Below are 25,776 nucleotides of genomic sequence, written 5' to 3'. Positions count from 1 at the left end.
GTATGCGCTTTCTTATTACTCCTGATTACACCCCGGACATGTTCCATATAATGTGGTGACTTTTTCCCCATCAAAATGCTCAATGATTTCTTGACAATCCTGGCAAATAATCGTACCCATAGGATCAGCTCCCCCTCCAATTATATGTTACAATTAAATTATAATATGTCATAATTATTTTTTCAAGCCTAAATAGTATGTACTATTTAAAGTTTTAAATATACCATGTTGAAAAATCTTCTTTCCGCACCAAGGAGCAATTGCGTAGATTACCCTTTATTCTGGGAGCTGAACTTGATGTGGCTAATTTCGTTATCCCCATACTAGAATTCTATAATTTCATGGCAACAAAAAAACAGGTTGCCATGACTTAATAGCAACCTGTTCATTGTTTAATTACCTGGTGTCTGGATTAAATTTGGATTCACCATCTCATAGCCTTCTTCACGGAGCCCCTCAATAATGTCCCCCAGTGCCTCAGATGTCCATTCTCGATCATGCATCAGAAGGTTTGCCCCCGGTTTTAACAACGAGTAGTCAACTCCTGCTTCTGGTCCTTCTCCAGTAATCATCGCTTGTTTTAATTTCTCAGCATTCATATATGGCTTAAAGTAATCATAGCCATATGTCCAATTCATTAAGGCCATTCCTTCCTCTTTTACAACCTCTTTTGAATGCTCCGTGTTTTTTCCATGTGGTGCACGGAAGAATTTAGGGCGTTCACCAATGATTTCTTCCACTCGATCACTTACACTCACAATTTCCTCTGTTTGTTCTTCTTCAGATATGGTAGTGAGGTCTAGATGACTGTATGTGTGATTACCAATCGGAAAACCCATCTCATGAATTTTTTTCAATTTCTCTGCGCCTTCATCGGTGTTAATAAAATGCCCATTTACAAAAAAGATTGCACTAGCATCATGTTCTTTTAATGTTTCCGCCATTTTTATTGCATTGTTTTCTGGTACATCATCAATCGTTAACAACACGACATTTTCGTTCGTACCGACATTTTTATCTAGTGGAATAATAGATGAAGTTTCAGCCTCTACTTGATAAAGAGGTTCCTCCACTTCTTCGATTTCTTCATTCTTAACAGTTTCCTGACTTTGCTCCTCTTTTGTTTCTTGCTGCTCTTCTACTTCATTTGCATCTTCCTTCTGATTAGCAGCCTCATCTTTTTTCTCGTCTGCTGTCTCATTACTAGTTTGCTGATCACTACAGGCAACTAAAAATAAGGCAAAGACAAACAGAATTGGCAAAATATATTGTCGCATTATGTAACCTCCTGTTGATTTAAATTACTTCTTCCATTATACGTGATGCCTTGAAAACTTTACAATTGTTTTCTATACCTTTTTATATTGCGTTTAACCCCCGTAATAGAGGGTATAACGTAGAGTCGGCTATATTTTTTCTTTTTGGGAATAGTATGTTTAAGTTTGAAGGAATGCCACGAATGTGTTTTAATACTTAAATGTGTGCTTACATAGCAATTATTTAAAAAATTTAAGAGAGGGGACAATATGAAAAAAGTATCTAATGTTTTCTGGGTAGCAGCACCTATAACAATCGTATTTATAATATGGGGAATTATCCCACATTCCGTCCTGCCAAATGGAAATCTTGATAATGTAACAAGTATTGTACAAACTTATCTCGTAGACAAATTTGGTTGGTTCTATCTTCTTACAGCAACTGGTTTCCTCATATTTTCAATCTACTTAATCTTTTCAAAGTACGGAAATATAAAACTAGGTAAACCTGGCGATAAACCTGAATATAATTACCTCACTTGGTTTGCTATGTTATTTAGTGCAGGTATGGGAATTGGACTTGTATTCTGGGGGACAGCAGAACCTTTATCACATTTCCACTCACCTCCTTATGGAGATGCAGAAACAAGTGATGCTGCAAAAACGGCATTACAATATAGTTTTTTCCATTGGGGCTTACATCCATGGGCAATTTATGCAACCATCGCGTTAGCTCTTGCATACTTCAAATTCCGTAAACAAGCGCCCGGTGTAGTAAGTGCCATATTAGAACCATTATTTGGTGACCATATTCGGGGTAGATGGGGTACACTTGTTGACTTCATCGTAGTCTTTGCAACTGTCTTCGGGGTCGCATCATCGCTTGGGTTTGGTGCCATTCAAATTAGTGGAGGTATCCGCTTTTTAACAGGCATGGACCAAACAATCGTGCTACAGCTTATTATTATAGGAATCGTTACGGTACTTTATTTAACATCTGCAATGACGGGATTAAATAAAGGGATTAAATATTTAAGTAATGCGAACCTTATTTTAGCTTTTTTACTCATGGTTTTCTTGCTTTTCGCAGGTCCAACCACGTATATTTTAAATTTGTTTACCACCACATTTGGAAGCTACATTCAAAACTTGCCTAGTATGAGTTTTCGTATGACACCATTCAATGAAGATAATACTACTTGGATTAAAGATTGGACCATATTCTATTGGGCATGGTGGTTATCATGGTCTCCATTTGTCGGTACGTTTATTGCCCGTGTATCACGCGGACGCACGATTAGAGAATTCGTACTCGGTGTTCTATTAGTACCAACAATTTTTGGGGCACTTTGGTTTACAGTATTCGGAGGATCAGCAATTAATCTAGAATATTTCCAGGGTGCAAATATACAAGCAGATGTAAATGAAATTGGAACTGAGGCAGCTTTATTCTCTGTGTTGGAGAATTATCCATTTGCAATTGTAATGACAATCATTGCTATATTGCTCATTACAACATTCTTTATCACATCTGCAGATTCTGCAACATTTGTGTTGGGTATGCAAACAACTAATGGTAGTCTTTACCCACCAAATATTGTAAAGCTTATCTGGGGTTTATTGCAGTCAAGTGCAGCTGCTGTGCTATTATGGCAAGGTGGGCTTGAAGCTTTACAGACTGCTTCGATCATTGTCGCCTTCCCGTTTGCCTTTATCATGATTTTGGTTATAGCATCCTTAATTAAATCATTTAGGGCTGAGGCAAAGGACATTGATCTATATAGAAGAAGATAACACAATATGTAAGATGTAGTAGTTAAAGCTTGTAAATCATTTTATATATATGACCGAGATGATTGGGAAAGATTGGTAATAGCACCCAAATCATCTCGGTTTTTTATTGTTATTGTGACTCACAGTTAAATCCTTCTAGCTCCAATAGATAATACCATTGCTATACTTGAAATGAGCTTTTCAATATTACGATGGCAAATCATTGAGGGTTGGCATAAATCATTAGCAAACAAGCCACAGGAAGCATACATGGCACGCTCATACTACAAAAGGGCAGAAAAAAGAGGACTGCCTCGCAAATCGTCCTCCGACTTATGAGACAGCCCTCTATTTAACTTACACTCGTTCCTGGTAGAAATCCTATTACTTCATCATGTGGATAGGTGTACCCATTGCAAGCTCTGCAGCTTCCATTGTAATTTCACCTAAGCTTGGATGTGCGTGGATAGTTAGTGCGATATCTTCAGCAGTCATGCCTGCTTCGATAGCTAAACCAACTTCAGCAATCATGTCACTTGCATTTGGACCAGCAATTTGTGCTCCAATTACAAGGCCATCTTCTTCACGCGTAATTAGTTTCATAAAGCCATCACTATCATTTAGAGAAAGTGCACGGCCATTTGCTGCAAATGGGAACTTAGCAGCTTTAACTTTATAGCCTGCATCTTTTGCTTCTTGTTCAGTTAGACCAACTGAAGCTAATTCTGGATCAGAGAATACAACAGCTGGCATACCGATATAATCGATTTCCGCTTTTTCTCCACTGATTGCTTCTGCAGCGATTTTTCCTTCGTAAGATGCTTTATGTGCAAGTGGCATACCTGGTACGATATCACCGATTGCATAGATGTTATCTACATTTGTACGACATTGCTTGTCGATTTGAACAAGTCCGCGATCATCCATTTCAATACCAACTTGTTCTAAACCAAGCTCTTGAGTATTAGGACGGCGTCCAACGGTTACAAGAACATAGTCTGCATCAATTTTTTCTTCTTTACCATTCACTTCATAAGAGATAGTTACGCCATCTTTTGTTTCTTCTACACCTTTAGCCATAGCTTCAGTGATGATGGAAACATTTTTCTTTTTCAAGCGCTTTTTAACTACTTGGGTCATTTGTTTTTCAAATCCACCAAGAATATCTTTTGTTCCCTCTAAAACAGTAACTTCAGTTCCAAAGTTAGCATATGCAGTACCTAATTCAGTACCGATGTAACCTCCACCAATTACTACCATTTTCTTAGGAATCTCTTTAAGGTTTAGCGCTCCAGTAGAGTCTAATACACGGTCAGAGAATTTAAAGCTAGGAATTTCGATTGGTGTAGAACCAGTTGCAATAATACAGTTATTAAACGTATACGTTTGAGAGTTTTTCTCATCCATTACTCTAGCTGTATTTTTATCAACAAAGTATACTTCACCTTTCAAAATATCTACCTTGTTACCTTTTAAAAGTCCTTCGACACCAGAAGTCAGTTTATTTACAACACTGCCTTTCCATTCTTGAACTTTAGAAAAATCTACAGTAACATTTTCTGTTTTAATACCAAGCTCTTCATTACCATGTGCATGCTCTGTAAGGTGCCCAGCTTGAATTAATGCTTTTGAAGGAATACATCCAACGTTTAAGCAAACTCCTCCAAGTGCTCCTTTGTCTACAATGGTCACTTTTTGTCCTAGTTGTGCTGCACGAATTGCTGCAACATATCCACCAGGACCTGCGCCAACTACTAGTGTGTCTAATTCAATCGGGAAATCTCCTACTACCATAATTTACGCCTCCATCATAATTAATTGTGGATCGCTCAACAAGCGTTTGATCTGATTTAGAGCCATTTGTGCTGTTGCTCCATCAACAATACGGTGATCAAAGCTTAATGATAATGCAAGTACTGGTGCAACAACAATTTCACCATCTTTTACAACTGGTTTTTCAGCGATACGTCCAATGCCTAGAATGACCGCTTCAGGGTAGTTTAATACTGGAGTAAACCATTGTCCACCTGCTGAACCAATGTTAGAAATTGTGTTGGAAGCACCTTTCATTTCGTCTGGTGCAAGTTTACCATCACGTGCTTTTCCTGCCAACTCATTAATTTCTTGAGAGATAGTGAAGATTGATTTACGGTCAGCATTTTTCACAACTGGTACTAGCAAACCTTTTTCAGTATCGGCAGCAATACCAATGTTGTAATAATGCTTCTCTACGATCTCATCTGTATTCTCATCAATATAAGAGTTTAAGATAGGGAACTTCTTAGATGCTGACACAAGAGCTTTCACAACATATGGAAGATACGTTAATTTAATCTCTTGTTCTGCTGCGACAGCTTTGAATTTCTTACGATGCGCAACAAGCTCTGTAACATCAACCTCATCCATTAGTGTAACATGAGGAGCTTTTGTTTTGGAATTAACCATCGCCTTAGCAATTGACTTCCGAATACCGCTCATTGCTTCGCGAGTTTCTGGATAATCGCCTTGTGGTGCTGCTTTTGGTGCTGACTTCGCAGCTTTCTCTTCGGTAGCTGGAGCTTCAGACTGAGCAGACGGCTGATCACCATTTAGATGATTATCAATGTCTTCTTTTAACACACGACCATTTTTCCCTGATCCGGTTACGTCACTAATGTTTACATCATTATCACGAGCATGCTTTCTTACAGAAGGCATTGCGATAACACGTTTGTCACTGCCTGCTTCTTTGTCTTCAGATTTGGCAGCTTCTTCTTTCTCTTCTTTCGGTGCTTCTTCTTTCGTTTCTTCTTCAGCTGGAGCTTCTTCTTCATCAGAAGACTCGTAGCCTTCCGCATCGAATGAAATTAATTTATCGCCCACTACTGCTACAGAACCTTCTTCGACGTGAAGCTTTGTTACTTTACCTTCAACTGGAGATGGAATTTCAACAACTGCTTTGTCATTTTGCACTTCACAAAGTACGTCATCTTCTTTCACTTCGTCATCTACATTAACAAACCACTTAACTATTTCACCTTCGTGAATACCTTCACCAATATCCGGCAATTTAAAATCATATGCCATGTTAACTACCTCCTGTTCACTTATTTAGAAATTCAATACTGTGTTTACTTTTTCTACGATGTCGTTATGGTTTGGTAACCAAACTTCTTCCGCTGCAGAGAAAGAATACACTGTGTCTGGTGCTGTCACACGTAAAACAGGTGCTTCAAGATGAAGAATTGCTCTCTCTTGAATTTCAGCTACCACATTAGCACTAACACCAGCTTGACGCTGTGCTTCTTGTACTACTACTACGCGGTTGGTTTTCTTAACAGATTCGATAATAGTATCAATATCGATTGGAGATACCGTTCTTAAGTCAATTACTTCAGCAGAAACGCCGTCTTTCTCAAGCTCTTCAGCAGCTTTCAATGAAGAGTGAACCATTGCTCCATAAGAAATCAACGTAACGTCTGTACCTTCACGTTTTACTTCTGCTTTACCAATTTCTACTGTGTATTCCTCTTCAGGAACTTCTTCACGGAATGAACGGTAAAGTTTCATGTGTTCTAAGAACAATACAGGGTCATTATCGCGAATTGCTGAGATCAATAAACCTTTCGCATCATATGGATTAGAAGGAATAACTACTTTTATTCCCGGTTGTTGTGCGATTAAGCCTTCTAGTGAATCAGCATGTAGTTCTGGAGTGTGTACACCACCACCAAATGGTGAACGGATTGTTACAGGTGCAGTATGATGTCCGCCTGAACGGTAACGCATACGTGCAAGCTGTCCACTAATAGAATCCATTACTTCATAAACGAAGCCGAAGAATTGGATTTCCGGTACTGGACGGTAGCCTTGAAGAGCAAGTCCTACTGCCAGGCCGCCAATACCTGACTCAGCTAGTGGTGTATCAAATACGCGCTCTTCACCGAATTCATCCTGCAATCCTTCAGTAGCACGGAACACACCGCCATTTTGACCAACATCTTCACCAAATACAAGCACATTCTCGTCATTTTTTAATTCTGTGCGCATTGCATCAGTGATTGCTTGAATCATTGTCATTTGTGCCATGATTTACTTCGACTCCTTTTCTTTGTATTCTTCCATTTGCTCCTGCAAGTTGTTTGGAAGTTCTTCAAACATGTTTTCGATAAAGTCCGTTACTTTTTGTTTTGGATATTCATCTGCTTGTTTGATTGCTTTTTTAATTTCTTCTTTTGCTTCTTCGATTACTTTATTTTCTTCCTCTTCAGACCAAATACCTTTTTCTTCAAGGAATTTACGGAAGCGTACAAGTGGGTCTTTCTTTTCCCATTCGTTATCTAAATCTTCTGTACGGTAACGGGTTGGATCATCACCAGCCATAGTATGTGGACCGTAACGATACGTTAGCGTTTCAATTAATGATGGACCTTCACCATTGATCGCACGTTCACGAGCATGTTTTGTTACAGCATAAACAGCTAGCACGTCCATACCATCAACTTGTATACCTTCAATTCCTGCTGCTACAGCTTTTTGTGCAAGTGTTTTTGCATTTGTTTGCTTTTCAACTGGAACAGAAATTGCGAAATAGTTATTTTGGACAAAGAAAAGCGCCGGTGCTTTGTATGCTCCAGCAAAGTTAATTCCTTCATAGAAATCACCTTGAGAAGTACCACCATCACCAGTGTACGTTACAGCAACTGCTTTTTTACCACGCTTTTTAATTCCAAGTGCTACACCAGCAGCTTGAACATATTGAGCTCCGATAATAATTTGTGGGCTTAATGCATTAACACCTTCTGGCATTTGGTTACCGTGGAAGTGTCCTCTAGAGAATAAGAACGCTTGATAAAGCGGAAGACCTTGCCAGATTAATTGAGGTACATCACGGTATCCTGGTAATAGAAAATCGTCTTGTTCTAGTGCGAATTGACTTCCAAGCTGAGAAGCCTCTTGTCCTGCAGTTGGTGCATAAAAACCAAGACGTCCTTGACGGTTAAGTGCAATGGAGCGTTGATCAAGAATGCGTGTGTAAACCATTCTGCGCATTAATTCTTTTAATTCCTCATCGGATAGATCAGGCATATCATCTTTGTTGACAATCTTTCCATCTTCATTAAGAATCTGGAACATTTCGAACTGACTTTCAACACTTTCTAGTACGTGTTTCAAAATAGTTCACCTCTTCCTTTCTTATATCCTTTTTAAATAATATTGTCCTTACTAGCCTACCCAAAACATAAAAAAACTGTACAAAATCACTAATAACCTTGTACCCTTTTTCATTTTCTTATAATCTTAGGTTTGATCTCTATCTCAATCTGTACCATTTGGGCAGCAATATTTATTAGTACAATAATTATTATACTTAAATACTAGCCTAAAATTATTATTTGGTCAAACACTTTGTTTTTCCGCTTTGAGCTTGATAAACTTCATGTTAGTTGCTGAAAAAGTAAATATGAGTTGTAAAGTCTATCCCCCGTATATTAACGGGTTTTTTATAGCACATTTCTTCAAGTAAAAAGTAAACTGTTATATTTTAATGACAAAACTGTATTACTATTTAGTTGTACAGTTCCATTAAAAAAAGAACTGACAGTTTGTCAGCTCTTTTTTACTATTTTCCATTAGGCAGATTGATTTTCCTCTTGCTCTTCTTCTGACTGCTCTCCCTCTTGATTACCTTTTGAACCGGCATCTTCATACTGAACTTCGATACCAGCCTGAGAGTAATATTCCTTTTTAAGTTCGTTATAGGCAGTTGTGTTTGTATTGAATGTTTCATTTGCATCTAACACTTGTTGATAGCTTTCATTTATAGTATTGATATGTTCTGTAAGAGCTTCTTGCTCTGTATCTTCTTGCTGAAACATTTCATACAGTTCTTTCTCTTGCTGAATGGAGGTCTCATAAGCCTGGTAAAGCTCGTCATAGGCGGAGAAACGATCCGACATTGTCGAATACATGGATTCTGCTGTTTCTTTCAACTGCTCGTCCTCTATTTCTGCAATAAGATCCTCCGTTTTTTGAAATTCTTCTTTAGCAGCATCAAGGCTTTCTTTCTCAGCTTTTAAACTTTCCTCTCTCTGTGTGACAGCATCTATTGCTTGTTGAGAAAGCTCTGTAATCTTTTTCATCTCATCTGTTCCAAGTTCAATAATCTGACTATATAATTCTTGTTCCTTCTGTTCTAGTTCTGTGATCTTGCTTTGCTGTTCTTCAAACCCCTTTTCCTGTGCCACAGCTTCTTCTAAATGCCCATGAATTTTTTCCTCTGTTGATTCACTGCTACAGGCAGAAATGAAAGCAAACAAGCCTAATACGAATAAAATGGATGCTTTTTTAAATGACATCGCTCAATTCCCCCTTCATTCTTGATGTATGCCACCAAGTATAACACAAAACATTTGTTATCTCCGATGAAAAATATACCCTAAAACGTTTTTAATCAAACTTTATGATCATTTGTGTCATGTTATGATAAAATATAGTATTGAATTATAAAAACCGGGAGTCAACTGTGTAAGAATAGCTTCCATACATTGAGTAAGAACCAGCATTATTAAAATTCCGAATTAGGTAGGAGTGACCAAATATGATTACAATGAAAGACATTGTCCGTGAGGGACACCCCTCACTTGTAACTGTTGCAGAAGAAGTGAAAACACCTCTCGAGCGAGAAGATCGGGAGTTACTTGAGGAAATGTTGACTTTTTTAAAAAACAGTCAAGATGATGAAATTGCTCAGAAATATGATTTAAGAGCTGGTGTCGGGGTAGCAGCCCCGCAACTTGGGATTAACAAACGCCTTATTGCCATACACTTTGAAGATCCGAACGGTAAACTATATAGTTATGGACTAGTAAACCCTAAAATAGTTAGCCACTCTGTCGAGGATGCATATTTATCTGCTGGTGAAGGTTGTTTATCGGTTGATAGATCGGTGGAAGGTTATGTGATACGGCATGCAAGAATTACTGTAAAGGCCACGGATATGGATAACAATCCTCTTAAATTGAGACTAAAAGGGTATGCCGCAATTGTCTTCCAACATGAAATCGATCATTTAAATGGCATTATGTTCTACGATCGTATAAATAACAAGAATCCATTTGCTATACCTGAGAACGCAAAAGCTATTGACTAGGAAAAAGCCTTTAATAGAAGAGCGGGAGACAAGGATGGTGTCTCTCACTCTAAAAAAGGCGCACTAATAACTTATGGCGAACACTCTCCTTAAGAATCTTAGCTACTGCTTCCTCCACTAGTTATCCCCTTCATATAATTTCTATTTTTGTTGTAAATGTATAAGAAAATTATCTAGGTGAAAAATAGATAATACCAAGCTGACATGCGATTTCTATATATAATACGAAATATTTTTCCAACAAATAACGTATTTTTATTTCAATATTCCTCAACTCGTACTATACTATAACTAAGAGGGATTGGATCGGTAGAACGTTTTTGTTGCTTTTCTTAATATTCGAAAGGAGTTGCATTCGTATGTTAAAACGCCTGAAAGAAAAGCTCAAGAAACGCTGGAAAGACTTTTTAGGCCAAGGACGTGTACCTACAACTTGTAATAAAGAAGACTACCAATAAGGTTTCCCACTGTACAATGTAAAAGGGTACAATAGTTAATTACGGACGATACGGAATTTAACAGATGAGTGTATATCACTATCTTTACGGACTGCAAAAAAATATAATCATAAATTTTTATGAAGAAAGATACAAGGAGAGATGAAATTGATTTATAAAGTATTATATCAAGAACTGCGAGATGAAATCCCAGTTCGTGAACGCACGAAAAGTGCATATGTAGAAGCGGACTCCATGCGTGAAGTTCGTTCCCGTTTAAGTGAGAAAAAATATAACATTGAATATATCCATGTTCTAGACGAGGCACATTTAGAGTATGAAAAACAATCAGAATCCTTTAAGTTGGAGAACGCACAATAAATGAAATTTGTTAAAAATGACCAAGCAGCAGTTTTTGCACTTGGCGGGTTAGGTGAAATCGGTAAGAATACCTATGGTGTTCAATTTCAGGATGAAATCATATTAATTGATGCTGGAATCAAGTTTCCTGAAGAAGAACTTTTAGGTATTGACTATGTCATCCCTGACTATACGTACCTTGTGCAGAACCAAGATAAGATTAAAGGATTATTTATTACACACGGACATGAAGACCATATTGGTGGAATACCGTATCTTCTCCGTGAAGTAAACGTGCCGATCTATGCAGGGAAACTTGCAATTGGATTAATTAGAAATAAACTTGACGAACATGGATTATTAAGAAATGCTAAATTAAATACCGTTCAAGAAGATGATATCATAAAGTTCCGTAAAACTTCTGTTAGCTTTTTCCGTACCACACACAGCATCCCTGATTCTTTTGGAATAGTGGTGAAAACACCTCCAGGGAATATTGTACACACTGGTGATTTCAAATTTGATTTCACACCTGTAGGGGAACCTGCAAACCTTTCCAGAATGGCAGAAATAGGCAAAGAAGGCGTACTTTGCTTACTTTCAGACAGTACTAATAGTGAAGTACCGGGCTTTACCATGTCAGAAAGAGTAGTCGGCGAAAGTATTCATGACATTTTTAGTCGTGTTGATGGCAGATTAATTTTTGCTACGTTCGCTTCCAATATCTACCGCCTCCAACAAGTTGTAGAAGCAGCAGTAAGGCACAACCGTAAAGTTGCTGTTTTCGGTCGCAGTATGGAAAATGCAATTAATCTTGGACAAGAATTAGGGTATATTCAAGCCCCTAAAGAGACGTTTATTGAAGCAAATCAAATAAACCGTCTACCTGCACATGAAGTTACGATATTATGTACAGGTTCCCAAGGTGAAGCGATGGCTGCCCTTTCACGTATTGCAAACGGTACACACAGACAAATACAAATTATACCTGGTGACACTGTTGTATTCTCTTCTTCACCAATCCCTGGAAATACAGTTAGTGTTGGTAGAACCATTAATAAGCTTTATCGTGCTGGTGCTGATGTAATCCATGGTAAACTTAGCAACATTCACACATCTGGTCATGGAAGTCAAGAAGAACAAAAGCTGATGTTACGTTTAATCAAACCGAAGTACTTTATGCCAATCCATGGTGAGTATCGAATGTTAAAAGAGCACATCAAATTGGCCCAAGTTTGTGACGTTGATCCAGCTAACTCCTTTGTAATGGACAATGGTGATGTATTGGCATTAGGTAAAGACAATGCCATGATCGCTGGTAAAATCCCTTCTGGCTCCATTTATGTAGACGGTAGTGGTATTGGCGATATCGGGAATATTGTTCTTCGCGACCGTCGTATCCTTTCTGAGGAAGGACTAGTAATTGTCGTAGTTAGTATCAATATGAAGGAATTTAAGATTTCTGCAGGCCCTGACATTATCTCTCGCGGGTTTGTTTATATGAGAGAGTCAGAAGACCTTATTAATGAGGCGCAGAAGCTGGTTTCCAGCCACCTAAACAAAGTTATGGAACGCAGAACCACTCAGTGGTCGGAAATTAAAAATGAAATAACAGATACCATTGCACCTTTCCTTTATGAAAAAACGAAACGCAGACCTATGGTTTTACCAATCATAATGGAAGTGTAATAGAGCTATACGAAAAGCCCGGAAAACAATTTTCCGGGCTTTTTATTTGCTATTTAGTTTACTAAGATAAACCACTTCTCAATCTGAGCATTACGTATCCACTTTTAATCTTCAATGACAAGGTTTTTTTCAAATCGTGAAATATCCTTATCGGAACCAATTACAATTAGCACATCCTCTTCTACTAATACATCCTCTGCTGCAGGTGACACATTTATATCTTTCCCTTGCTTAATTGCAACAACGTTACAACCGTAGTTCGCACGGATGTCTAAATCAATTAATGTCTTTCCAACCATCTTCTTACCTGCTTTTACCTCTACAATACTGTGGTCATCTGAGAGTTCTAGATAATCTAGAATATTATTCGAAATAATATTATGGGCAATTCTTTTTCCCATGTCTCTTTCAGGATGAACCACATTATCTGCACCAATTTTATTTAATATCTTCTCATGGTAATCATTTTGAGCTTTCACTGTAATTTTCTTTATCCCGAGGTCAGTAAGAATAACTGTCGTCAAAATACTGGCTTGAATATTATCCCCGATGGCCACGATAACATGGTCTATGTTTTTAATACCTAGTTCTTTTAAAGAGGCTTCATCTGTTGCATCTGCAATTACAGCATGGGAAGCAATATTTTTATACTCATTAATTTTATCCTCGTCATTATCAATGACTAGTACTTCCATTCCTTCCATACTTAGCTCACGACAGATACTCCCCCCAAATCTACCTAGCCCAATAACTGCAAAATCTCGTTTCATTCTTTTTTCCTCCATCACTCAACTTTGTCGCTATAGCTATCATACATGATTAGTAGAAAAAGGAGCAACCTCTTTTCGAGTTGCTCCTTCCTAATATTTCTATTACTACATAGCATCAAGCATTTGGAATTGAGATTTTACCAATCCGAAGTACTCTCCACGCTTTGCCATTAATTGCTCATGGTTTCCACTTTCAAGTACCCTTCCGTTTTCTAGTACATAAATATTATCTGCTTCTCTGATTGTAGACAATCTGTGTGCAATAATAATTGCTGTTCTTCCTTCAAGTAAAGTGTTTAGAGCTTTTTGTATTTTCACTTCTGTTTCTGTATCAATGCTAGCCGTTGCTTCGTCTAAAATGAGAATGGTCGGGTCTGCTAACAACGCCCTTGCAAAGGACAACAATTGCCTCTCCCCTGCAGATAGGATATTCCCTCTCTCTTCAACTTCAGTCTGATAGCCTTCACCTAGTCTTTGAATAAAGTCATCTGCACCTACTACTTTTGCTGCTTCAATGACTTCCTCATCTGAGGCAGTTGGGTTACCAAAACGGATATTTTCCATAATGGTGCCTGAGAATATAAAAGTATCCTGTAAAACAACGCTAATTTTTTGACGGAGACTGTTGATTTTAACATCCCTTAAATCATGCCCATCAATCTTGACTGCCCCCTTTGTTGGGTCGTAAAACCTACTAATCAGGTTAGCGATAGTGGATTTCCCACTACCCGTATGCCCGACAAGCGCTATTGTCTGTCCTTGCTTAATATTGAGTGAAATTTCATGCAAGGCAATTCGGTCTTCATCATATGAAAACTCTACTTTATCGAACTCGATATTTCCCTTCATCTTTTCAATATTATAGGAAGTGTCCTTTTCATCCACATTTGGCTGCTCATCAAGGAATTCAAAAATTCTTTCAGAGGCTGCCATTGCCATTAAAAGCTGGTTGTACATCTGACCAAGTCGGGAAATTGGCTCCCAAAACATACCAAGGAAAAAAGCAAATGTTACAAATGTACCTAACTCTATTCCCCCATTTCCTTCCCCTAGTAAAATAAGATGTGCACCATAGGCAATTAAGATAACAGTACCAATTGCATTACTCATTTCTACAAATGGTCTAAACATAGCACTTTTTTTAGATGCATTACGGAAACTTTCAAAGAAGCCTTGGTTCACCCCATTGAAGTATTCTCCATTCTCTCTTTCCTGCGAAAAAGATTGTGTAATACGCATCCCTTGAATGCCCTCGTTTAAATGCGAATTCATACGAGATTGCTGAATTCGAACATCTTGCCACGAACGCCGAATATTTCTTCGCAGCTTTGTAGAAATATAAAACATAATCGGCAAAATCACCATAATAGCTAGAGCTAGTTTTGGACTTAAAACGAGCAAGATGACAATTATGCCGACTAACGTAACAACATCCATTAGCAAATTAATAATACCGTTCGTGAACAGCTCCTGTAAGGAATTAATATCATTCATGATTCTTACCAATATCGAACCCGCTGAACGAGAATCAAAAAAGCGATGTGATAAACGTTGGACGTGAGAAAATAAGTGTTGTCTTAGGTCATATATCACATTTTGTCCTAGAATATTGACCCATTTAATTCGAAATGTGTTCCCAACATAGCTTAGTAAATATAAAATCCCAATCCCGACAACAAGGTATGTTAACAGTGTGGTATCTTGATTTTCTATTGCGACATCAATAGCGACTTTCCCAATAAGGATTGGTACAATCAAGCGAACTGCTGTGGATACAAACATGGCTATAACCGCAGCAGGCAAGTAATTTTTTGAATATGGTTTTAAGTAAACAAGCAGGCGCATCATCTGTTTCCAGTTAAATTGTTTCTCAACGGCCTGGTCCACCGTGTAATGAAACCGAGTTAAATGCCTACTTTCTGTTTCCTTCTTCTTAGCCTTTGCCATCTAATCCCCCCTTTATAAATCCACAGTTTCGAGAATTGCTTCCCGATCTTGGTATTGGATATCGTAAATACGTTGGTATGTTCCATTATTTGAAACCAGTTCATCATGCAGGCCACGCTCTACAATTTCACCGTCTTCTAATACTAAAATTTCATCCGCATGTTTCAAGGAAGAGATTCGATGCGCGATAATAAAGGACGTTCTTCCTTTCATAACTTCTTTTAATGCTTTTTGAATTTTGAATTCCGTTTCCATATCAACTGCTGAAGTAGCATCATCCAGTACTAAAATACTTGGATCAACACAAATGGCCCGTGCAATGGCGATACGTTGTTTCTGCCCACCGGATAGCCCCATTCCTCTTTCTCCAAGCATTGTGTCGTACCCTTTTGGCATCTTCATAATAAAATCATGTGCTTGAGCACGTTTTGCAGCATCGATTATTTGTTCCTCCGATACATCCGGATTACCATACGCGATATTTTCTCTAATTGACGTAGAAAACAGGAAAGGTTCTTGCAGTACAAAACCAATACTGCTCCTTAATTTTTTTAATCCATAATCGGCAACAGGTCGACCATCCACTAACACTTCTCCCTCATTTGCCTCGTAAAAGCGGGTGATCAATTGGGTAATACTTGTTTTACCGGAACCAGTCGCACCAATTAAACCAACTACTTTACCTGGAGGTGCGTCAAACGAGATATTTTTTAATGCAGCATCATCATCTTCAATGTAGGTTAAAGATACATTTTTAAATGTAACATGGCCCTTTATGTCTGTTTCAATGGCATTCTCTTTTTCTTGCACATCCTCTTTCGCGTCAAGAATCTCAAGTAGTCGCTCTCCAGATGCTTTTGCTTGTGAAAATTGATTTATGACAAAGCCTAAATTCATTAGTGGGCCCATAATGTACCAAACTAAACTAAAGAATGCGACCAACTCACCTGGTGCTAAATTTCCAGAAATAACAAGATATCCTCCAAACGTCAATAAGGCGACTGCACAAACATCTCCAATAAACTCCATGAGAGGAAAATATCTCGCCCATAGACGTGAGGTTTTTAAATAGTTTTGCCTGTAATGGTCGTTATTTGTCGAGAACCTCCCAATTTCAAAATCCTCACGGGATAATGATTTTACAGTATTCATCCCACTAATATTTTCCTGAACTCTCGTGTTAAGCTTCCCAAATGATTTTCTAATTCTTCTGAATGCAGGGTGTACACGTTTATCGAACTGAAATACGACAATAATTAAAAAAGGCATGGCTGCCATCGTCACTAACGCTAGTGGTATAGAATAAAAAAACATAACTGCCAAACTTAGACCAATTAATAAAACAATACGAATTAATTCCGCGAAACCAGCTGATAAGAAAAATCGGAAACCTTCAACATCAGCTGTAAGGCGTGACATGATATCTCCAGTTTTTGCATTATCATAGTATTTAAAAGACAATGCCTGCAATTTTCCATACAATGCGTTTCTCAGTTTATAAACAGATATGATTCCAAATAAATCTCCTAAGTATTGGTGAAAATAGGTTGCGACCCCTTTAATAATCATTAAAAATATAAAGACTCCTGCAATGTATGGAATTAAGGAGTATTGATCCCCCGATGGTTTGTTGCAGTATTATTGGATAGACCACTGTGATTCCCGTTACAAACACAAGAAATACAAGTGACAAAATGAAGTATTTCTTATTTGGCCAATAAAACCGCTTTAGTTGTTTAAAGGTATTCAAGTTGTTCCCTCCCCCAGTTCTTTATTAACGTAATTACTAATATAACGGTTTCCGAAATAAATATCTACTCCTTTTGCTTAAATTTTTTAAATTTTTTCAGTTGCATTATTCTTAGGAAAAAGTGTGATAGGTTTTACTTATTAATGTAAAAAATAAAAACACCACCAACATGTTTGACCCTTTGCGAACATGTTGGTAATGCTTTTACGTCCACTGATTACCTTAATATGGCCCTGCTATACTATTATGCATCAACAAAACGATCAATTCGTTTTTTTAGCAGTCTTACGGAGCCACTACTTTGCTTGTATCTTAGAAGGCCGCTCCCGTCAAATAAAAAATATGCTGGCACATGACGGACAGCAAACCTCTTGGAAAGGTTATACTCATTATCAATAGCTATTGGTTGCTTCATTTTGTATTCAGCAGTTTTACGGGTAATTTGATCTAATTCCTTATCTTTTTCAGAGCGGGGCATATGAATAGCGATAACTTGAATCTTATCATACTGTGTTTCTAATAGACTCTGGATAAATGGGATGCTTTTCACACACGAGTCGCAACTAACCGACCAAAAATGGATAAGTATAGGTTTCCCCTCATGTATGTCATTATTTGTGATTTCGCTGTTAAGCCAACCTGTTGCCCCTGATAGGTTCGGGATACGCTCTCTTAATTGCATACTGTTTCTCCTCCATGCGTTTTCTCTTTTTATTTATATGTAGGTTTAATTGAATTCGGTACCTTAGGTCGCAACTGCGTTAATTCTTGTAAGAGAGGAAACTTTGTTTATCTCGGAATTAATCCAGGAAAAAAAAAGAAAACCCTCCTCATAGGAGAATTTTCCCTTTAAAAAAACATTATGATTAACGAAGCTTTTGATTTACCTGCTCACAAACAGTTGATGCGTCTGTGCCTTGAGCATTAATAACAGGGCCTGATATCGTCGTGTCAGACATTCCCATAACATCTTTATCTTGCCCTGAAATAACACAGCAATCACAATAAGCTGCATCTTCTGCAGATCGTAAGTCTACTACTTCATGCCCCATTTCCATAAGGGCAGCTTTTACATCTGATAAAGTACCTTCCACACCAATTCGAGCCATTTCACAGCCTCCTATATAGAAAATCTCCTATATAGCTTCTGCTACGTTTTAAATATTATACGTGACTGCTGACTATTTTTTCGATGGTTTTAACGACTGCTTTTACGCCAACTGATAGTGCTTCTTCTTTAGGATTAAGCTGCGCATGATGTAACCCATACGGAGAATCAACTCCAAGCCAAAACATGAAGCCTGGAATTTCTTTTAACATATAGCCAAAGTCTTCCCCTGTCATTGCTGCGGGAGCTTCTTCATAGACTATACCTTCTTGTGCCATACCTTCAGAAAAAAGTTTTACATAGGAAGCTTCATTGTATACCTGATAATAATTTGCTCCATAATCAACACTGATCTCACAATCATAAGTAAGCGAAAAGCCATCTATTAATTGTTGCAGCTTTTGTTTAATAAGTGGCATCGTTTCCGGGCTAAGGGTTCGAATCGTTCCTTCAAGCCTGGCTGTTTCGGCAATCGCGTTTTGTACATATCCACTTTCCATTTTACCAATTGTGATCAAGGCACTATCCAAAGGATCGATACCTCTTGAAATGATCTGTTGTAGTTGGACAACAAATTGACTCGCTGCAACAGTCATATCTTTCGCAAGATGTGGATATGCCGCATGACCACCTTTCCCTTTGAAGTCCAAAAATAGTTCACTTGTATTCGCAAACAGCAAACCTTCCCTACTTGAAACAATGCCAACTGGTAACTCTGGTGCAATATGCAAGGCGAAGATCACATCAGGTCGCCATTCTTGGAAAGCCTCGGACTGAAGCATTGGCAAGGCTCCTCCTGGCCCTTCTTCTGCTGGCTGAAAAATAAACAAAAGATCATCGACTGGAGGATTCTTTATATAATGGTAAATGGACGCAAGAGCAATCGTCATATGGAAGTCATGACCACATGCGTGCATTTTCCCTGAATGGGTGGATGTGAAGGAAAGACCTGTTTCTTCCGTTATAGGAAGTGCATCTATGTCTGCACGGTATCCGATCACTTTCGTTGGACTCGTACCAGAAATACGAACAAGTATACCGGTTTCCCATTTCCTTATGTGCACACGTTCTGTCTGCCATTCCGTTAGCTTATTTAACAGATAATGCTGCGTCTTTGTTTCCTTAAAACCTAACTCGGGAATTTGATGTAAGTCGCGTCTTATCGACCGCAGTGAGGCCTCTTCCATTGTTCCCACCTGCTTAATTATCAAGCTTGCGTAGCTCTTGTTTAATTTCCGTCTTTGACTTTGTGCTTTCATCAATTTCTTTTAATACTTTAGCTGGTGTCCCTGCAACTAATGTATTTGGGGCAACATCTTTTGTAACGATAGCTCCAGCAGCTACAATCGCTCCTTTGCCAACAGTCACTCCTTCTAATACAACTACGTTTGCACCGATTACCACATCATCCTCAATCACTACAGGTTTTGCTGAAGGTGGCTCAATAACCCCTGCAAGCACTGTGCCGGCTCCTATGTGACAATTCTTCCCAACTGTTGCTCTTCCTCCTAGTACAGCATTCATATCAATCATTGTACCTTCGCCGATTGCTGCGCCAATGTTAATCGATGCGCCCATCATGATGACACAACCATCCCCAATTTCTACTTGATCACGAATTACTGCTCCTGGCTCGATACGAGCATTAATTCCTTTTAAATCAAGTAATGGGATAGCAGAGTTTCGTCGATCGTTTTCCACTACATAATCCGTAATTGCGTCTTTATGTTGTTCTAAAATAGCATTTATTGCATTCCACTCACCAAATAACACACCACTTTTATTTTCAACGAAAGCTTGAATATCTTCACCATATGGCAGTGTTGCAAGGTTCTCCCCTTTTATGTAAACTTTTACAGGTGTACTCTTTTTGCTATTTGAGATAAAATTAATAATTTCATTTGCATCCATCATCTTCACGATTTATTCCTCCTAAACTTTACTATCTTTACTTTAGCAGACTGAAATTTTTCAAGCAAATTATAACCTATTTATCGAATAACCTCTGTGCGAAAGAGCACTTGATGATATCCATCACTAAACATAAGCTCTACCTTTTGCAATTTTTAAATAAAAATAGGTACCTGTCTCTATAGTAAAAGAAAGGCACCTACCTGTCAGTTTATTCATAAAGCGATGTATAAATATCTTTCTTTAGCTGTTTTAAAATTGTTCTTCGGGTTAAAATCCCATCAAAATACCCGTCTTCATCTGCTACACATACAAATGGATGATTTATGACTGCGTTTAACCCATCCATAAGCGTATCCTCTTTTTTTAAGCATGGTATCTCGTCATTCATAACTTCCTTAACTTCCATATGCCCTAGCCTTTCCATTTCAAATCGTTCAAGACCAAGGATTTCATTCAATATTTTAGTTTTCCCTATTGTACCTTGCAGTCGGTATGAAGGATCCAAAACCGGTACAGCAGAGTAACCTGATTTAACGAGGACAAGTAGTGCATGCTCTAACGGATTATTTACCTGGACATGGGCAACCTTTTCAGATGAGATCATCAATTCGCCAACTTTTAAAGCAGATAACTGATTTGCTTGAATTATACTCATAGCAAGCGCTCCTTTTGTATCTAACTTCCCTTTTTTTACATGAAATACTCTATTTACACTGGGCGTAAAATTTTCCAGTCCCACAAATAGTCTACCATAACAATTCAAATAGAAAAAACATCAACCGTATTCTTGAATCTTTCTAAACACTATATTACAATATGAGCATATACTCATATTAAAAGGAGGAAATAGATTGAAATATAAACCAATTGAAGAAGAATTGATTGCTAGTGTCTCCCTAACTTTTAAAGCCCTGGCAGACCCGACCCGAATAAAAATTTTACACTTATTGTTTTATAAAGAGTGCTCGGTTAGTCAAATTGCCGAAGAGCTTGATATGAATCAATCTGCTATTTCTCACCAATTAAAATATTTGAAGCAACTTCGACTTGTTAAAAGTAGAAGGGAAAAAACAAAGTATTACTATTCACCTGATGATTATCACGTGATGAACTTGTTAGAACAATCCATTCAACATGCGAAGCATATAGATTAGGAGGGAAAAAGATGAGTCATAATCATGACCATAGCCACGGGCATCACCATCATCATACGGCAAATAAAAAGGTTATGTTTTGGAGTTTTATAGCAATTTTCACCTTTATGATTGTTGAAGCCATTGGAGGATATCTTACAAACAGCCTTGCTTTGTTATCTGATGCCGGTCACATGCTAAGTGATGCCGCTGCAATAGGTTTGAGCTTACTAGCATTTAAGATCGGGGAAAAGCAAGCAACTTCTGATAAGACATATGGCTATAAGCGATTTGAAATTATTGCAGCTTTCATAAATGGCATTACCCTTATTGCCATCTCACTTTATATTTTCTATGAGGCATATCATCGATTTCTGGAACCACCAGAAGTCAGTGCAAGCATGATGCTTATTGCAATCATTGGTTTTCTTGTCAATATTCTCGTGGCCTGGATGTTAATGCGAGGTGATTCACATGATAATTTGAATATCCGCAGTGCACTATTGCATGTCTTAGGCGATTTATTGGGATCAGTCGGTGCCATCATTGCAGGGGCCCTTATTATGGTATTTGGCTGGAATATTGCTGACCCTATTGCAAGTGTGCTCGTTTCCATCTTAATACTTTTTTCAGGTGTCAGAATTGTGAAAGATTCGCTACACATTTTGATGGAAGGAAAGCCAGCAAACATTAATGTTGAGGAACTCAAAACAGCTATTGGCCAGATTGAAGGCATCCGTAATGTACATGATATGCATGTATGGTCAATCACATCAGAGTTCCCTGCACTTAGCTGTCATGTGGTAGTAGAATACAACATTGACCGAGATCAACTACTTATGAAAATAAACCAATTAGCGAAGCATACTTTTCATATCTCCCATTGTACGGTTCAGGTAGAGGGAGAAAATACGTCGGTCCATTCACATTGTGACCAGTGTGATTAACGTAAAACCTCCCCCCTTTTCTATTAATTTATGCAGGGGGAGGCTTTTGGTTTCTTTAACTACCGCCCATAATCGTTACATTTAGAATGGGAATTTATTCAACCATTGCCCGCCATCTAATGTAATAACCTCACCGTTCATGTATGCAGCTTTATCAGAAAGCATAAAATACGCGAGTTCAGCTATTTCTTCTGGCTTCCCTAACCTTCCTAGCGGTACAAATTGAATGGTTCTTTTAGCTGCTTCTTCTGATTCAAATAACTTATCTGCCCCGCCTGTACGTTCAATAGGCCCTGGAGCAATAGCGTTTACCCTAATCCCATATTTGGTTCCCCACTCTACAGCTAAAGTACGGGTCATATTTAATACCCCAGCTTTTGCAGCAGATGAATGTACTACTCCTGCTCCAGCATTCCAAGCATATGTAGCTACCATGTTAATGATAGATCCTTTTATTTTTTTTTCTATCCAGTAGTTCCCTACTTCTCTACTACAATAAAATGTACCATTCAACACAATATTGATAACAGCGTTCCAGCCATTCACAGAAAGATCTTCTGCCGGAACGATAAAATTTCCTGCAGCATTATTAACTAAATGGTGGATCTCCCCAAAGTGTGCAATCGATTCCTCCACTACCTTCTTAACAGAATCCGGATCCCTCACATCAAGCTGCGCAGCGAAAATAGAACCGCCGACTGAATTTTGCAACTCTAGTTTAACCGCTTTCAATTTTTCGCTATCTCTACCTGTAATTACAACATTTAGCCCCTCTTTGGCAAATTTGGCTGCCATTTGTTTCCCCATACCACTTGTACTTCCAGTAATAAGCACTGTTTGACCGTCTAACATCATGAAAATTCCCCTCCCTATTATTCATACTATTCCGAATTAGGTTTAAAGTCAAAGGTCAAATTAGATGAAGTTTTTTTATAAACGAGTGACCTTATACGTGTTATAATTTATCTTTATAAGTATGTTAGAGAAAGGTTTGACCACAATGAATCGACGTTCTTTCTTAAAAAAATCTATCGGTGGCCTGCTTGCTCTAATTGGTATCGGGGGAGGTACATATTATTACGCCCGCGATATTGAGCCGCGGATGCTCCAGGTTCATCAATTAAAAATTCTAGATAAAGCAGTACCTTCTGCTTTTGAGGACTTTAAAATTGTTCAGTTCTCAGATACACATATCGGTTTTCATTATAGTGTAAAACAATTAAACGAACTTGTTACAAAGATAAATCAGTTGAACCCTGATTTAATTGTCTTTACTGGAGATCTAGTGGATGAACCACATGTTTACCAATGGAATAATCAACTTATTCACGTTCTCCAATCCCTTCAAGCAGTTCATGGGAAATATTGGATATATGGCAACCATGACCATGGAGGATATGGTACAGAAAAAGTAAGGGAGGTTATGAATGCATCTGGGTTCATCCTACTACAAAATGAGCATACCGTGATTGAACAAAACAATGATCGAATCATTCTTTCAGGAATTGATGATGTTATGTTGGGGAGCCCTAATCTTGCAAAAGCCTTAGAGAATGTCAACCATGACTTGTTCACACTATTACTTGCGCATGAGCCTGATTTTGCAGATACAACTGTAAACCACCCAGTTAATGTTCAACTATCTGGTCACAGTCATGGTGGACAGGTTCGGCTACCGTTTATTGGGCATCTTTATACACCAAAGTACTCAGAAAAATACGTAGAAGGAAAGTACCTGCTTAATGAAGGAAAGCTGCAGCTCTTTGTGAATCGAGGAATTGGGACTACCCGTCTTCCATATCGCTTTTTTTGCAGACCGGAACTACATGTATATACCTTAAACAGCGAATGACTTTAACCTAAATAGGTATGGGTGCATAGACTATATGGAATACATGAAGGAAAGGGAGATTTAGTTTGTATTATCCCCAGTATACACCTTATCGTCACTATGAAGGTCAAGAGGATTCCCGCTTTTTTCCAGTCATTCCGTTTTTAACAGGACTGGCTTTTGGACCATTGCTTTACGGTGCTTTCCAAGGTGGAGGATACCCACCATACCCACCCGCCCCATATTACCCTTATGGATACGGGTATAATCCTGCACAACCATATTATCAACCGTATTATAATCCTTACTAAAGGTGGATACAGTCGGCCCTAAAAAGCCGGCTGTTTTTGTTAACAAAATATTCATAGCTTTTCATCTACCTTCGTGCTAAAATTGATAGGATTTAAAAATGGATCGGAGGCCAAATACATATGCTTAGAAGATCTAAATTACTCGTTCCTATTTTTGGTTTGATCTTATTTCTAGCAGCTTGTGGTCAGGATTATAATGGTGACTTCTCTTTCGATATTGCTGATTTTTCATACACAAACCAGGATAACGAACAATTTAGCAGTAGTGAACTAGAGGGAAAATTCTGGATTGCTGATTTTATCTTTACCAATTGTGAAACCGTTTGTCCTCCTATGACCTCTAATATGGTTGATTTGCAACAAATGCTCAAAGAGGAAGGGATGGAAGATGTAGAAATCGTGTCTTTCAGTGTTGATCCCGATAATGATACTCCGGAAAAATTAAAAGAATATGCTGCTTCAAGAGGAGCGACATTTGAGAATTGGAATCTATTAACTGGGTACGAATTTCAAGAAATTAAAGAGCTTTCTATTAAATCATTTAAAACGGCACTGGAAAAAGCGCCAGATTCCGACCAAATGATGCATGGTACCAGCTTTTTTGTGGTAACTCCTGAAGGCAATGCAATTAAAAAATTTGATGGCAGGCAACCAGCGGAAATGGAAAAGATTGTTCAATATTTAAAAGACGTCAATAAGGAATAGGTAATACAAAGGGTTACAGAGCTGAATGGACACGAAGAACAAACTTCGTATCCATTCAGCTTTCTTATTAATTGGAGACTGTTTCACCTATACATCTTGCGGTTTTAACCACTTTAAGGTAGGATGTAGACAAGCTATTTTCTTTACACATCCAAAAGAATATTATCTGATATCAATGACTCGAATTGAGATAGAAAGGAGTGAAAAGTTTGGACAACTATCAACTAAGAGAAATTGCTAAAGCGTTATACACCGTAAATAGACATGCAAAAACGGCACCTGAGCCAAAACATCTCTATTATATAAAAAAAGAAACGATTAACCGTCTTCTTAGAGAAAGAAAAGCGAAAAAAATTGGCCTTCACTTCTCCGCTCATCCAAAACTGAGTAACCAACACTCCACATTGCTTGTAAAGGTAGATGAATACTATTTTCATATCCCGCCAACGAAAGAGGATTTTCAACAGCTAGAACATTTGGGGGCTCTTGATGAGAATTATCGGAATCCACAATGCAAAATGTCTTTATCCCAAGCAAAAAAAGTTATTTACGATTTTATTGACTGGAAACCAAAAACTTCGCCTAAAGTGACATCAAAAAGATCATCGTATTATACTCCTTCTTCTTTAGGAAAAATGGAATGGCCACCGAGGAAATCACATCGTTAATGTTTTAGACCCTTTCATCTAAGGAATACCTCTTATAAAAGGAGG

At 38.1% G+C, this 25,776-nt stretch carries 25 protein-coding genes and 1 pseudogene; 9 read left to right on the top strand and 17 right to left on the bottom strand.

What is annotated here, in order from left to right:
* Nucleotides 1-15: 15 nt before the first annotated feature.
* A complete protein-coding gene (locus LG273_RS08220) occupies nucleotides 16-120 on the bottom strand; it encodes a GapA-binding peptide SR1P (protein WP_379560934.1) in 105 nt (34 codons plus the stop codon).
* A 272-nt stretch (nucleotides 121-392) separates the two neighbouring features.
* Complete coding sequence (locus tag LG273_RS08215; protein WP_404459132.1) at nucleotides 393-1,277, bottom strand: polysaccharide deacetylase family protein; 885 nt, start codon at nucleotides 1,275-1,277, stop codon at nucleotides 393-395.
* A gap of 249 nt (nucleotides 1,278-1,526) precedes the next feature.
* Here LG273_RS08215 and LG273_RS08210 point away from each other — a divergent pair, with 249 nt between their 5' ends.
* Nucleotides 1,527-3,050: a BCCT family transporter gene (locus LG273_RS08210; protein ID WP_404459130.1), complete on the top strand. Its 1,524-nt coding sequence runs from the start codon at nucleotides 1,527-1,529 to the stop codon at nucleotides 3,048-3,050.
* Between the two features lie 363 nt (nucleotides 3,051-3,413).
* On the opposite strand, the gene lpdA is transcribed toward LG273_RS08210, so the two are convergent.
* From lpdA to LG273_RS08185, 5 genes are all read right to left on the bottom strand, one after another.
* Nucleotides 3,414-4,823 carry a dihydrolipoyl dehydrogenase gene (gene lpdA / locus LG273_RS08205; protein ID WP_404459128.1) on the bottom strand — a complete coding sequence of 470 codons (1,410 nt, stop codon included), beginning with the start codon at nucleotides 4,821-4,823 and terminating at the stop codon, nucleotides 3,414-3,416.
* Between the two features lie 3 nt (nucleotides 4,824-4,826).
* Nucleotides 4,827-6,095: a dihydrolipoamide acetyltransferase family protein gene (locus tag LG273_RS08200; protein WP_379560930.1), complete on the bottom strand. Its 1,269-nt coding sequence runs from the start codon at nucleotides 6,093-6,095 to the stop codon at nucleotides 4,827-4,829.
* 24 nt (nucleotides 6,096-6,119) lie between these two features.
* Nucleotides 6,120-7,097 (bottom strand): alpha-ketoacid dehydrogenase subunit beta, encoded by a 978-nt coding sequence (locus LG273_RS08195; RefSeq protein WP_379560929.1) that lies wholly within the window; start codon nucleotides 7,095-7,097, stop codon nucleotides 6,120-6,122.
* A 3-nt stretch (nucleotides 7,098-7,100) separates the two neighbouring features.
* Nucleotides 7,101-8,144 carry a pyruvate dehydrogenase (acetyl-transferring) E1 component subunit alpha gene (gene pdhA / locus LG273_RS08190; RefSeq protein WP_379561197.1) on the bottom strand — a complete coding sequence of 348 codons (1,044 nt, stop codon included), beginning with the start codon at nucleotides 8,142-8,144 and terminating at the stop codon, nucleotides 7,101-7,103.
* Between the two features lie 497 nt (nucleotides 8,145-8,641).
* Complete coding sequence (locus tag LG273_RS08185; protein ID WP_404459125.1) at nucleotides 8,642-9,367, bottom strand: YkyA family protein; 726 nt, start codon at nucleotides 9,365-9,367, stop codon at nucleotides 8,642-8,644.
* Between the two features lie 242 nt (nucleotides 9,368-9,609).
* Here LG273_RS08185 and def point away from each other — a divergent pair, with 242 nt between their 5' ends.
* The 3 genes from def (at nucleotide 9,610) to rnjA (ending at nucleotide 12,647) form a co-directional block, all read left to right on the top strand.
* Entirely contained in the window at nucleotides 9,610-10,161 is a 552-nt protein-coding gene (def, locus tag LG273_RS08180) for a peptide deformylase (RefSeq protein ID WP_379560927.1), read from the top strand.
* A 605-nt stretch (nucleotides 10,162-10,766) separates the two neighbouring features.
* Nucleotides 10,767-10,979 (top strand): DNA-dependent RNA polymerase subunit epsilon, encoded by a 213-nt coding sequence (locus LG273_RS08175; protein WP_379560926.1) that lies wholly within the window; start codon nucleotides 10,767-10,769, stop codon nucleotides 10,977-10,979.
* The gene (gene rnjA, locus LG273_RS08170; protein ID WP_379560925.1) at nucleotides 10,980-12,647 is read left to right on the top strand and encodes a ribonuclease J1; all 1,668 of its coding nucleotides are present in this window, start codon (nucleotides 10,980-10,982) and stop codon (nucleotides 12,645-12,647) included.
* Between the two features lie 104 nt (nucleotides 12,648-12,751).
* Here the strand turns inward: rnjA and LG273_RS08165 are convergent, their stop codons facing one another.
* The 8 genes and pseudogenes from LG273_RS08165 to cbpB all read right to left on the bottom strand — a co-directional run bounded on the left by LG273_RS08165 (nucleotide 12,752) and on the right by cbpB (nucleotide 20,791).
* Nucleotides 12,752-13,417 carry a potassium channel family protein gene (locus LG273_RS08165; protein ID WP_379560924.1) on the bottom strand — a complete coding sequence of 222 codons (666 nt, stop codon included), beginning with the start codon at nucleotides 13,415-13,417 and terminating at the stop codon, nucleotides 12,752-12,754.
* A 105-nt stretch (nucleotides 13,418-13,522) separates the two neighbouring features.
* Nucleotides 13,523-15,364, bottom strand: coding sequence for an ABC transporter ATP-binding protein (locus tag LG273_RS08160; protein ID WP_379560922.1), 1,842 nt, complete (start codon nucleotides 15,362-15,364; stop codon nucleotides 13,523-13,525).
* A 12-nt stretch (nucleotides 15,365-15,376) separates the two neighbouring features.
* Nucleotides 15,377-17,114: pseudogene (locus LG273_RS08155) on the bottom strand (ABC transporter ATP-binding protein).
* A 244-nt stretch (nucleotides 17,115-17,358) separates the two neighbouring features.
* Nucleotides 17,359-17,796, bottom strand: a complete 438-nt coding sequence (locus tag LG273_RS08150; protein WP_379560920.1) for a redoxin domain-containing protein — start codon at nucleotides 17,794-17,796, stop codon at nucleotides 17,359-17,361.
* Between the two features lie 184 nt (nucleotides 17,797-17,980).
* Nucleotides 17,981-18,223, bottom strand: a complete 243-nt coding sequence (locus LG273_RS08145; RefSeq protein ID WP_379560919.1) for a YkuS family protein — start codon at nucleotides 18,221-18,223, stop codon at nucleotides 17,981-17,983.
* Nucleotides 18,224-18,278: 55 nt separating this feature from the next.
* Nucleotides 18,279-19,409, bottom strand: a complete 1,131-nt coding sequence (locus LG273_RS08140; protein WP_379560917.1) for an N-acetyldiaminopimelate deacetylase — start codon at nucleotides 19,407-19,409, stop codon at nucleotides 18,279-18,281.
* Between the two features lie 13 nt (nucleotides 19,410-19,422).
* Nucleotides 19,423-20,142, bottom strand: coding sequence for a 2,3,4,5-tetrahydropyridine-2,6-dicarboxylate N-acetyltransferase (dapD, locus tag LG273_RS08135; RefSeq protein ID WP_379560916.1), 720 nt, complete (start codon nucleotides 20,140-20,142; stop codon nucleotides 19,423-19,425).
* Between the two features lie 202 nt (nucleotides 20,143-20,344).
* Nucleotides 20,345-20,791: a cyclic-di-AMP-binding protein CbpB gene (cbpB, locus tag LG273_RS08130; RefSeq protein ID WP_379560915.1), complete on the bottom strand. Its 447-nt coding sequence runs from the start codon at nucleotides 20,789-20,791 to the stop codon at nucleotides 20,345-20,347.
* Between the two features lie 196 nt (nucleotides 20,792-20,987).
* On the opposite strand from cbpB, the gene LG273_RS08125 reads away from it, so the two are divergent.
* A complete protein-coding gene (locus tag LG273_RS08125) occupies nucleotides 20,988-21,290 on the top strand; it encodes an ArsR/SmtB family transcription factor (protein WP_379560914.1) in 303 nt (100 codons plus the stop codon).
* 11 nt (nucleotides 21,291-21,301) lie between these two features.
* A complete protein-coding gene (locus LG273_RS08120; protein ID WP_379560913.1) occupies nucleotides 21,302-22,216 on the top strand; it encodes a cation diffusion facilitator family transporter in 915 nt (304 codons plus the stop codon).
* Nucleotides 22,217-22,297: 81 nt separating this feature from the next.
* On the opposite strand, the gene fadH is transcribed toward LG273_RS08120, so the two are convergent.
* Complete coding sequence (fadH, locus tag LG273_RS08115; protein WP_404459501.1) at nucleotides 22,298-23,068, bottom strand: 2,4-dienoyl-CoA reductase; 771 nt, start codon at nucleotides 23,066-23,068, stop codon at nucleotides 22,298-22,300.
* Between the two features lie 148 nt (nucleotides 23,069-23,216).
* Here fadH and LG273_RS08110 point away from each other — a divergent pair, with 148 nt between their 5' ends.
* On the top strand, nucleotides 23,217-24,068 hold the full coding sequence (locus LG273_RS08110) for a metallophosphoesterase (RefSeq protein ID WP_404459119.1): 852 nt from the start codon (nucleotides 23,217-23,219) through the stop codon (nucleotides 24,066-24,068).
* Nucleotides 24,069-24,200: 132 nt separating this feature from the next.
* On the opposite strand, the gene LG273_RS08105 is transcribed toward LG273_RS08110, so the two are convergent.
* Nucleotides 24,201-24,413: a hypothetical protein gene (locus tag LG273_RS08105; protein WP_404459117.1), complete on the bottom strand. Its 213-nt coding sequence runs from the start codon at nucleotides 24,411-24,413 to the stop codon at nucleotides 24,201-24,203.
* 65 nt (nucleotides 24,414-24,478) lie between these two features.
* Here LG273_RS08105 and LG273_RS08100 point away from each other — a divergent pair, with 65 nt between their 5' ends.
* Entirely contained in the window at nucleotides 24,479-25,063 is a 585-nt protein-coding gene (locus LG273_RS08100; protein WP_404459115.1) for an SCO family protein, read from the top strand.
* A 209-nt stretch (nucleotides 25,064-25,272) separates the two neighbouring features.
* The gene (locus tag LG273_RS08095; RefSeq protein ID WP_404459113.1) at nucleotides 25,273-25,731 is read left to right on the top strand and encodes a YkyB family protein; all 459 of its coding nucleotides are present in this window, start codon (nucleotides 25,273-25,275) and stop codon (nucleotides 25,729-25,731) included.
* Nucleotides 25,732-25,776 lie beyond the last annotated feature (45 nt).

Source organism: Oceanobacillus kapialis (assembly GCF_044790185.1).
GTDB lineage: Bacteria > Bacillota > Bacilli > Bacillales > Amphibacillaceae > Oceanobacillus_B > Oceanobacillus_B kapialis.
Note: the sequence above shows the minus strand (reverse complement) of the source record. Positions and strands in the feature narration are given on the sequence as shown.

Bases quoted from the DNA above. Each gene is read 5' to 3' on its own strand.
- LG273_RS08220 (WP_379560934.1), bottom strand. From the start codon at position 120: ATGGGTACGATTATTTGCCAGGATTGTCAAGAAATCATTGAGCATTTT.
- LG273_RS08215 (WP_404459132.1), bottom strand. From the start codon at position 1,277: ATGCGACAATATATTTTGCCAATTCTGTTTGTCTTTGCCTTATTTTTA.
- LG273_RS08210 (WP_404459130.1), top strand. From the start codon at position 1,527: ATGAAAAAAGTATCTAATGTTTTCTGGGTAGCAGCACCTATAACAATC.
- lpdA (WP_404459128.1), bottom strand. From the start codon at position 4,823: ATGGTAGTAGGAGATTTCCCGATTGAATTAGACACACTAGTAGTTGGC.
- LG273_RS08200 (WP_379560930.1), bottom strand. From the start codon at position 6,095: ATGGCATATGATTTTAAATTGCCGGATATTGGTGAAGGTATTCACGAA.
- LG273_RS08195 (WP_379560929.1), bottom strand. From the start codon at position 7,097: ATGGCACAAATGACAATGATTCAAGCAATCACTGATGCAATGCGCACA.
- pdhA (WP_379561197.1), bottom strand. From the start codon at position 8,144: ATGTTCCAGATTCTTAATGAAGATGGAAAGATTGTCAACAAAGATGAT.
- LG273_RS08185 (WP_404459125.1), bottom strand. From the start codon at position 9,367: ATGTCATTTAAAAAAGCATCCATTTTATTCGTATTAGGCTTGTTTGCT.
- def (WP_379560927.1), top strand. From the start codon at position 9,610: ATGATTACAATGAAAGACATTGTCCGTGAGGGACACCCCTCACTTGTA.
- rnjA (WP_379560925.1), top strand. From the start codon at position 10,980: ATGAAATTTGTTAAAAATGACCAAGCAGCAGTTTTTGCACTTGGCGGG.
- LG273_RS08165 (WP_379560924.1), bottom strand. From the start codon at position 13,417: ATGAAACGAGATTTTGCAGTTATTGGGCTAGGTAGATTTGGGGGGAGT.
- LG273_RS08160 (WP_379560922.1), bottom strand. From the start codon at position 15,364: ATGGCAAAGGCTAAGAAGAAGGAAACAGAAAGTAGGCATTTAACTCGG.
- LG273_RS08150 (WP_379560920.1), bottom strand. From the start codon at position 17,796: ATGCAATTAAGAGAGCGTATCCCGAACCTATCAGGGGCAACAGGTTGG.
- LG273_RS08145 (WP_379560919.1), bottom strand. From the start codon at position 18,223: ATGGCTCGAATTGGTGTGGAAGGTACTTTATCAGATGTAAAAGCTGCC.
- LG273_RS08140 (WP_379560917.1), bottom strand. From the start codon at position 19,409: ATGGAAGAGGCCTCACTGCGGTCGATAAGACGCGACTTACATCAAATT.
- cbpB (WP_379560915.1), bottom strand. From the start codon at position 20,791: ATGAGTATAATTCAAGCAAATCAGTTATCTGCTTTAAAAGTTGGCGAA.
- LG273_RS08120 (WP_379560913.1), top strand. From the start codon at position 21,302: ATGAGTCATAATCATGACCATAGCCACGGGCATCACCATCATCATACG.
- fadH (WP_404459501.1), bottom strand. From the start codon at position 23,068: ATGTTAGACGGTCAAACAGTGCTTATTACTGGAAGTACAAGTGGTATG.
- LG273_RS08110 (WP_404459119.1), top strand. From the start codon at position 23,217: ATGAATCGACGTTCTTTCTTAAAAAAATCTATCGGTGGCCTGCTTGCT.
- LG273_RS08105 (WP_404459117.1), bottom strand. From the start codon at position 24,413: ATGAATATTTTGTTAACAAAAACAGCCGGCTTTTTAGGGCCGACTGTA.
- LG273_RS08100 (WP_404459115.1), top strand. From the start codon at position 24,479: ATGCTTAGAAGATCTAAATTACTCGTTCCTATTTTTGGTTTGATCTTA.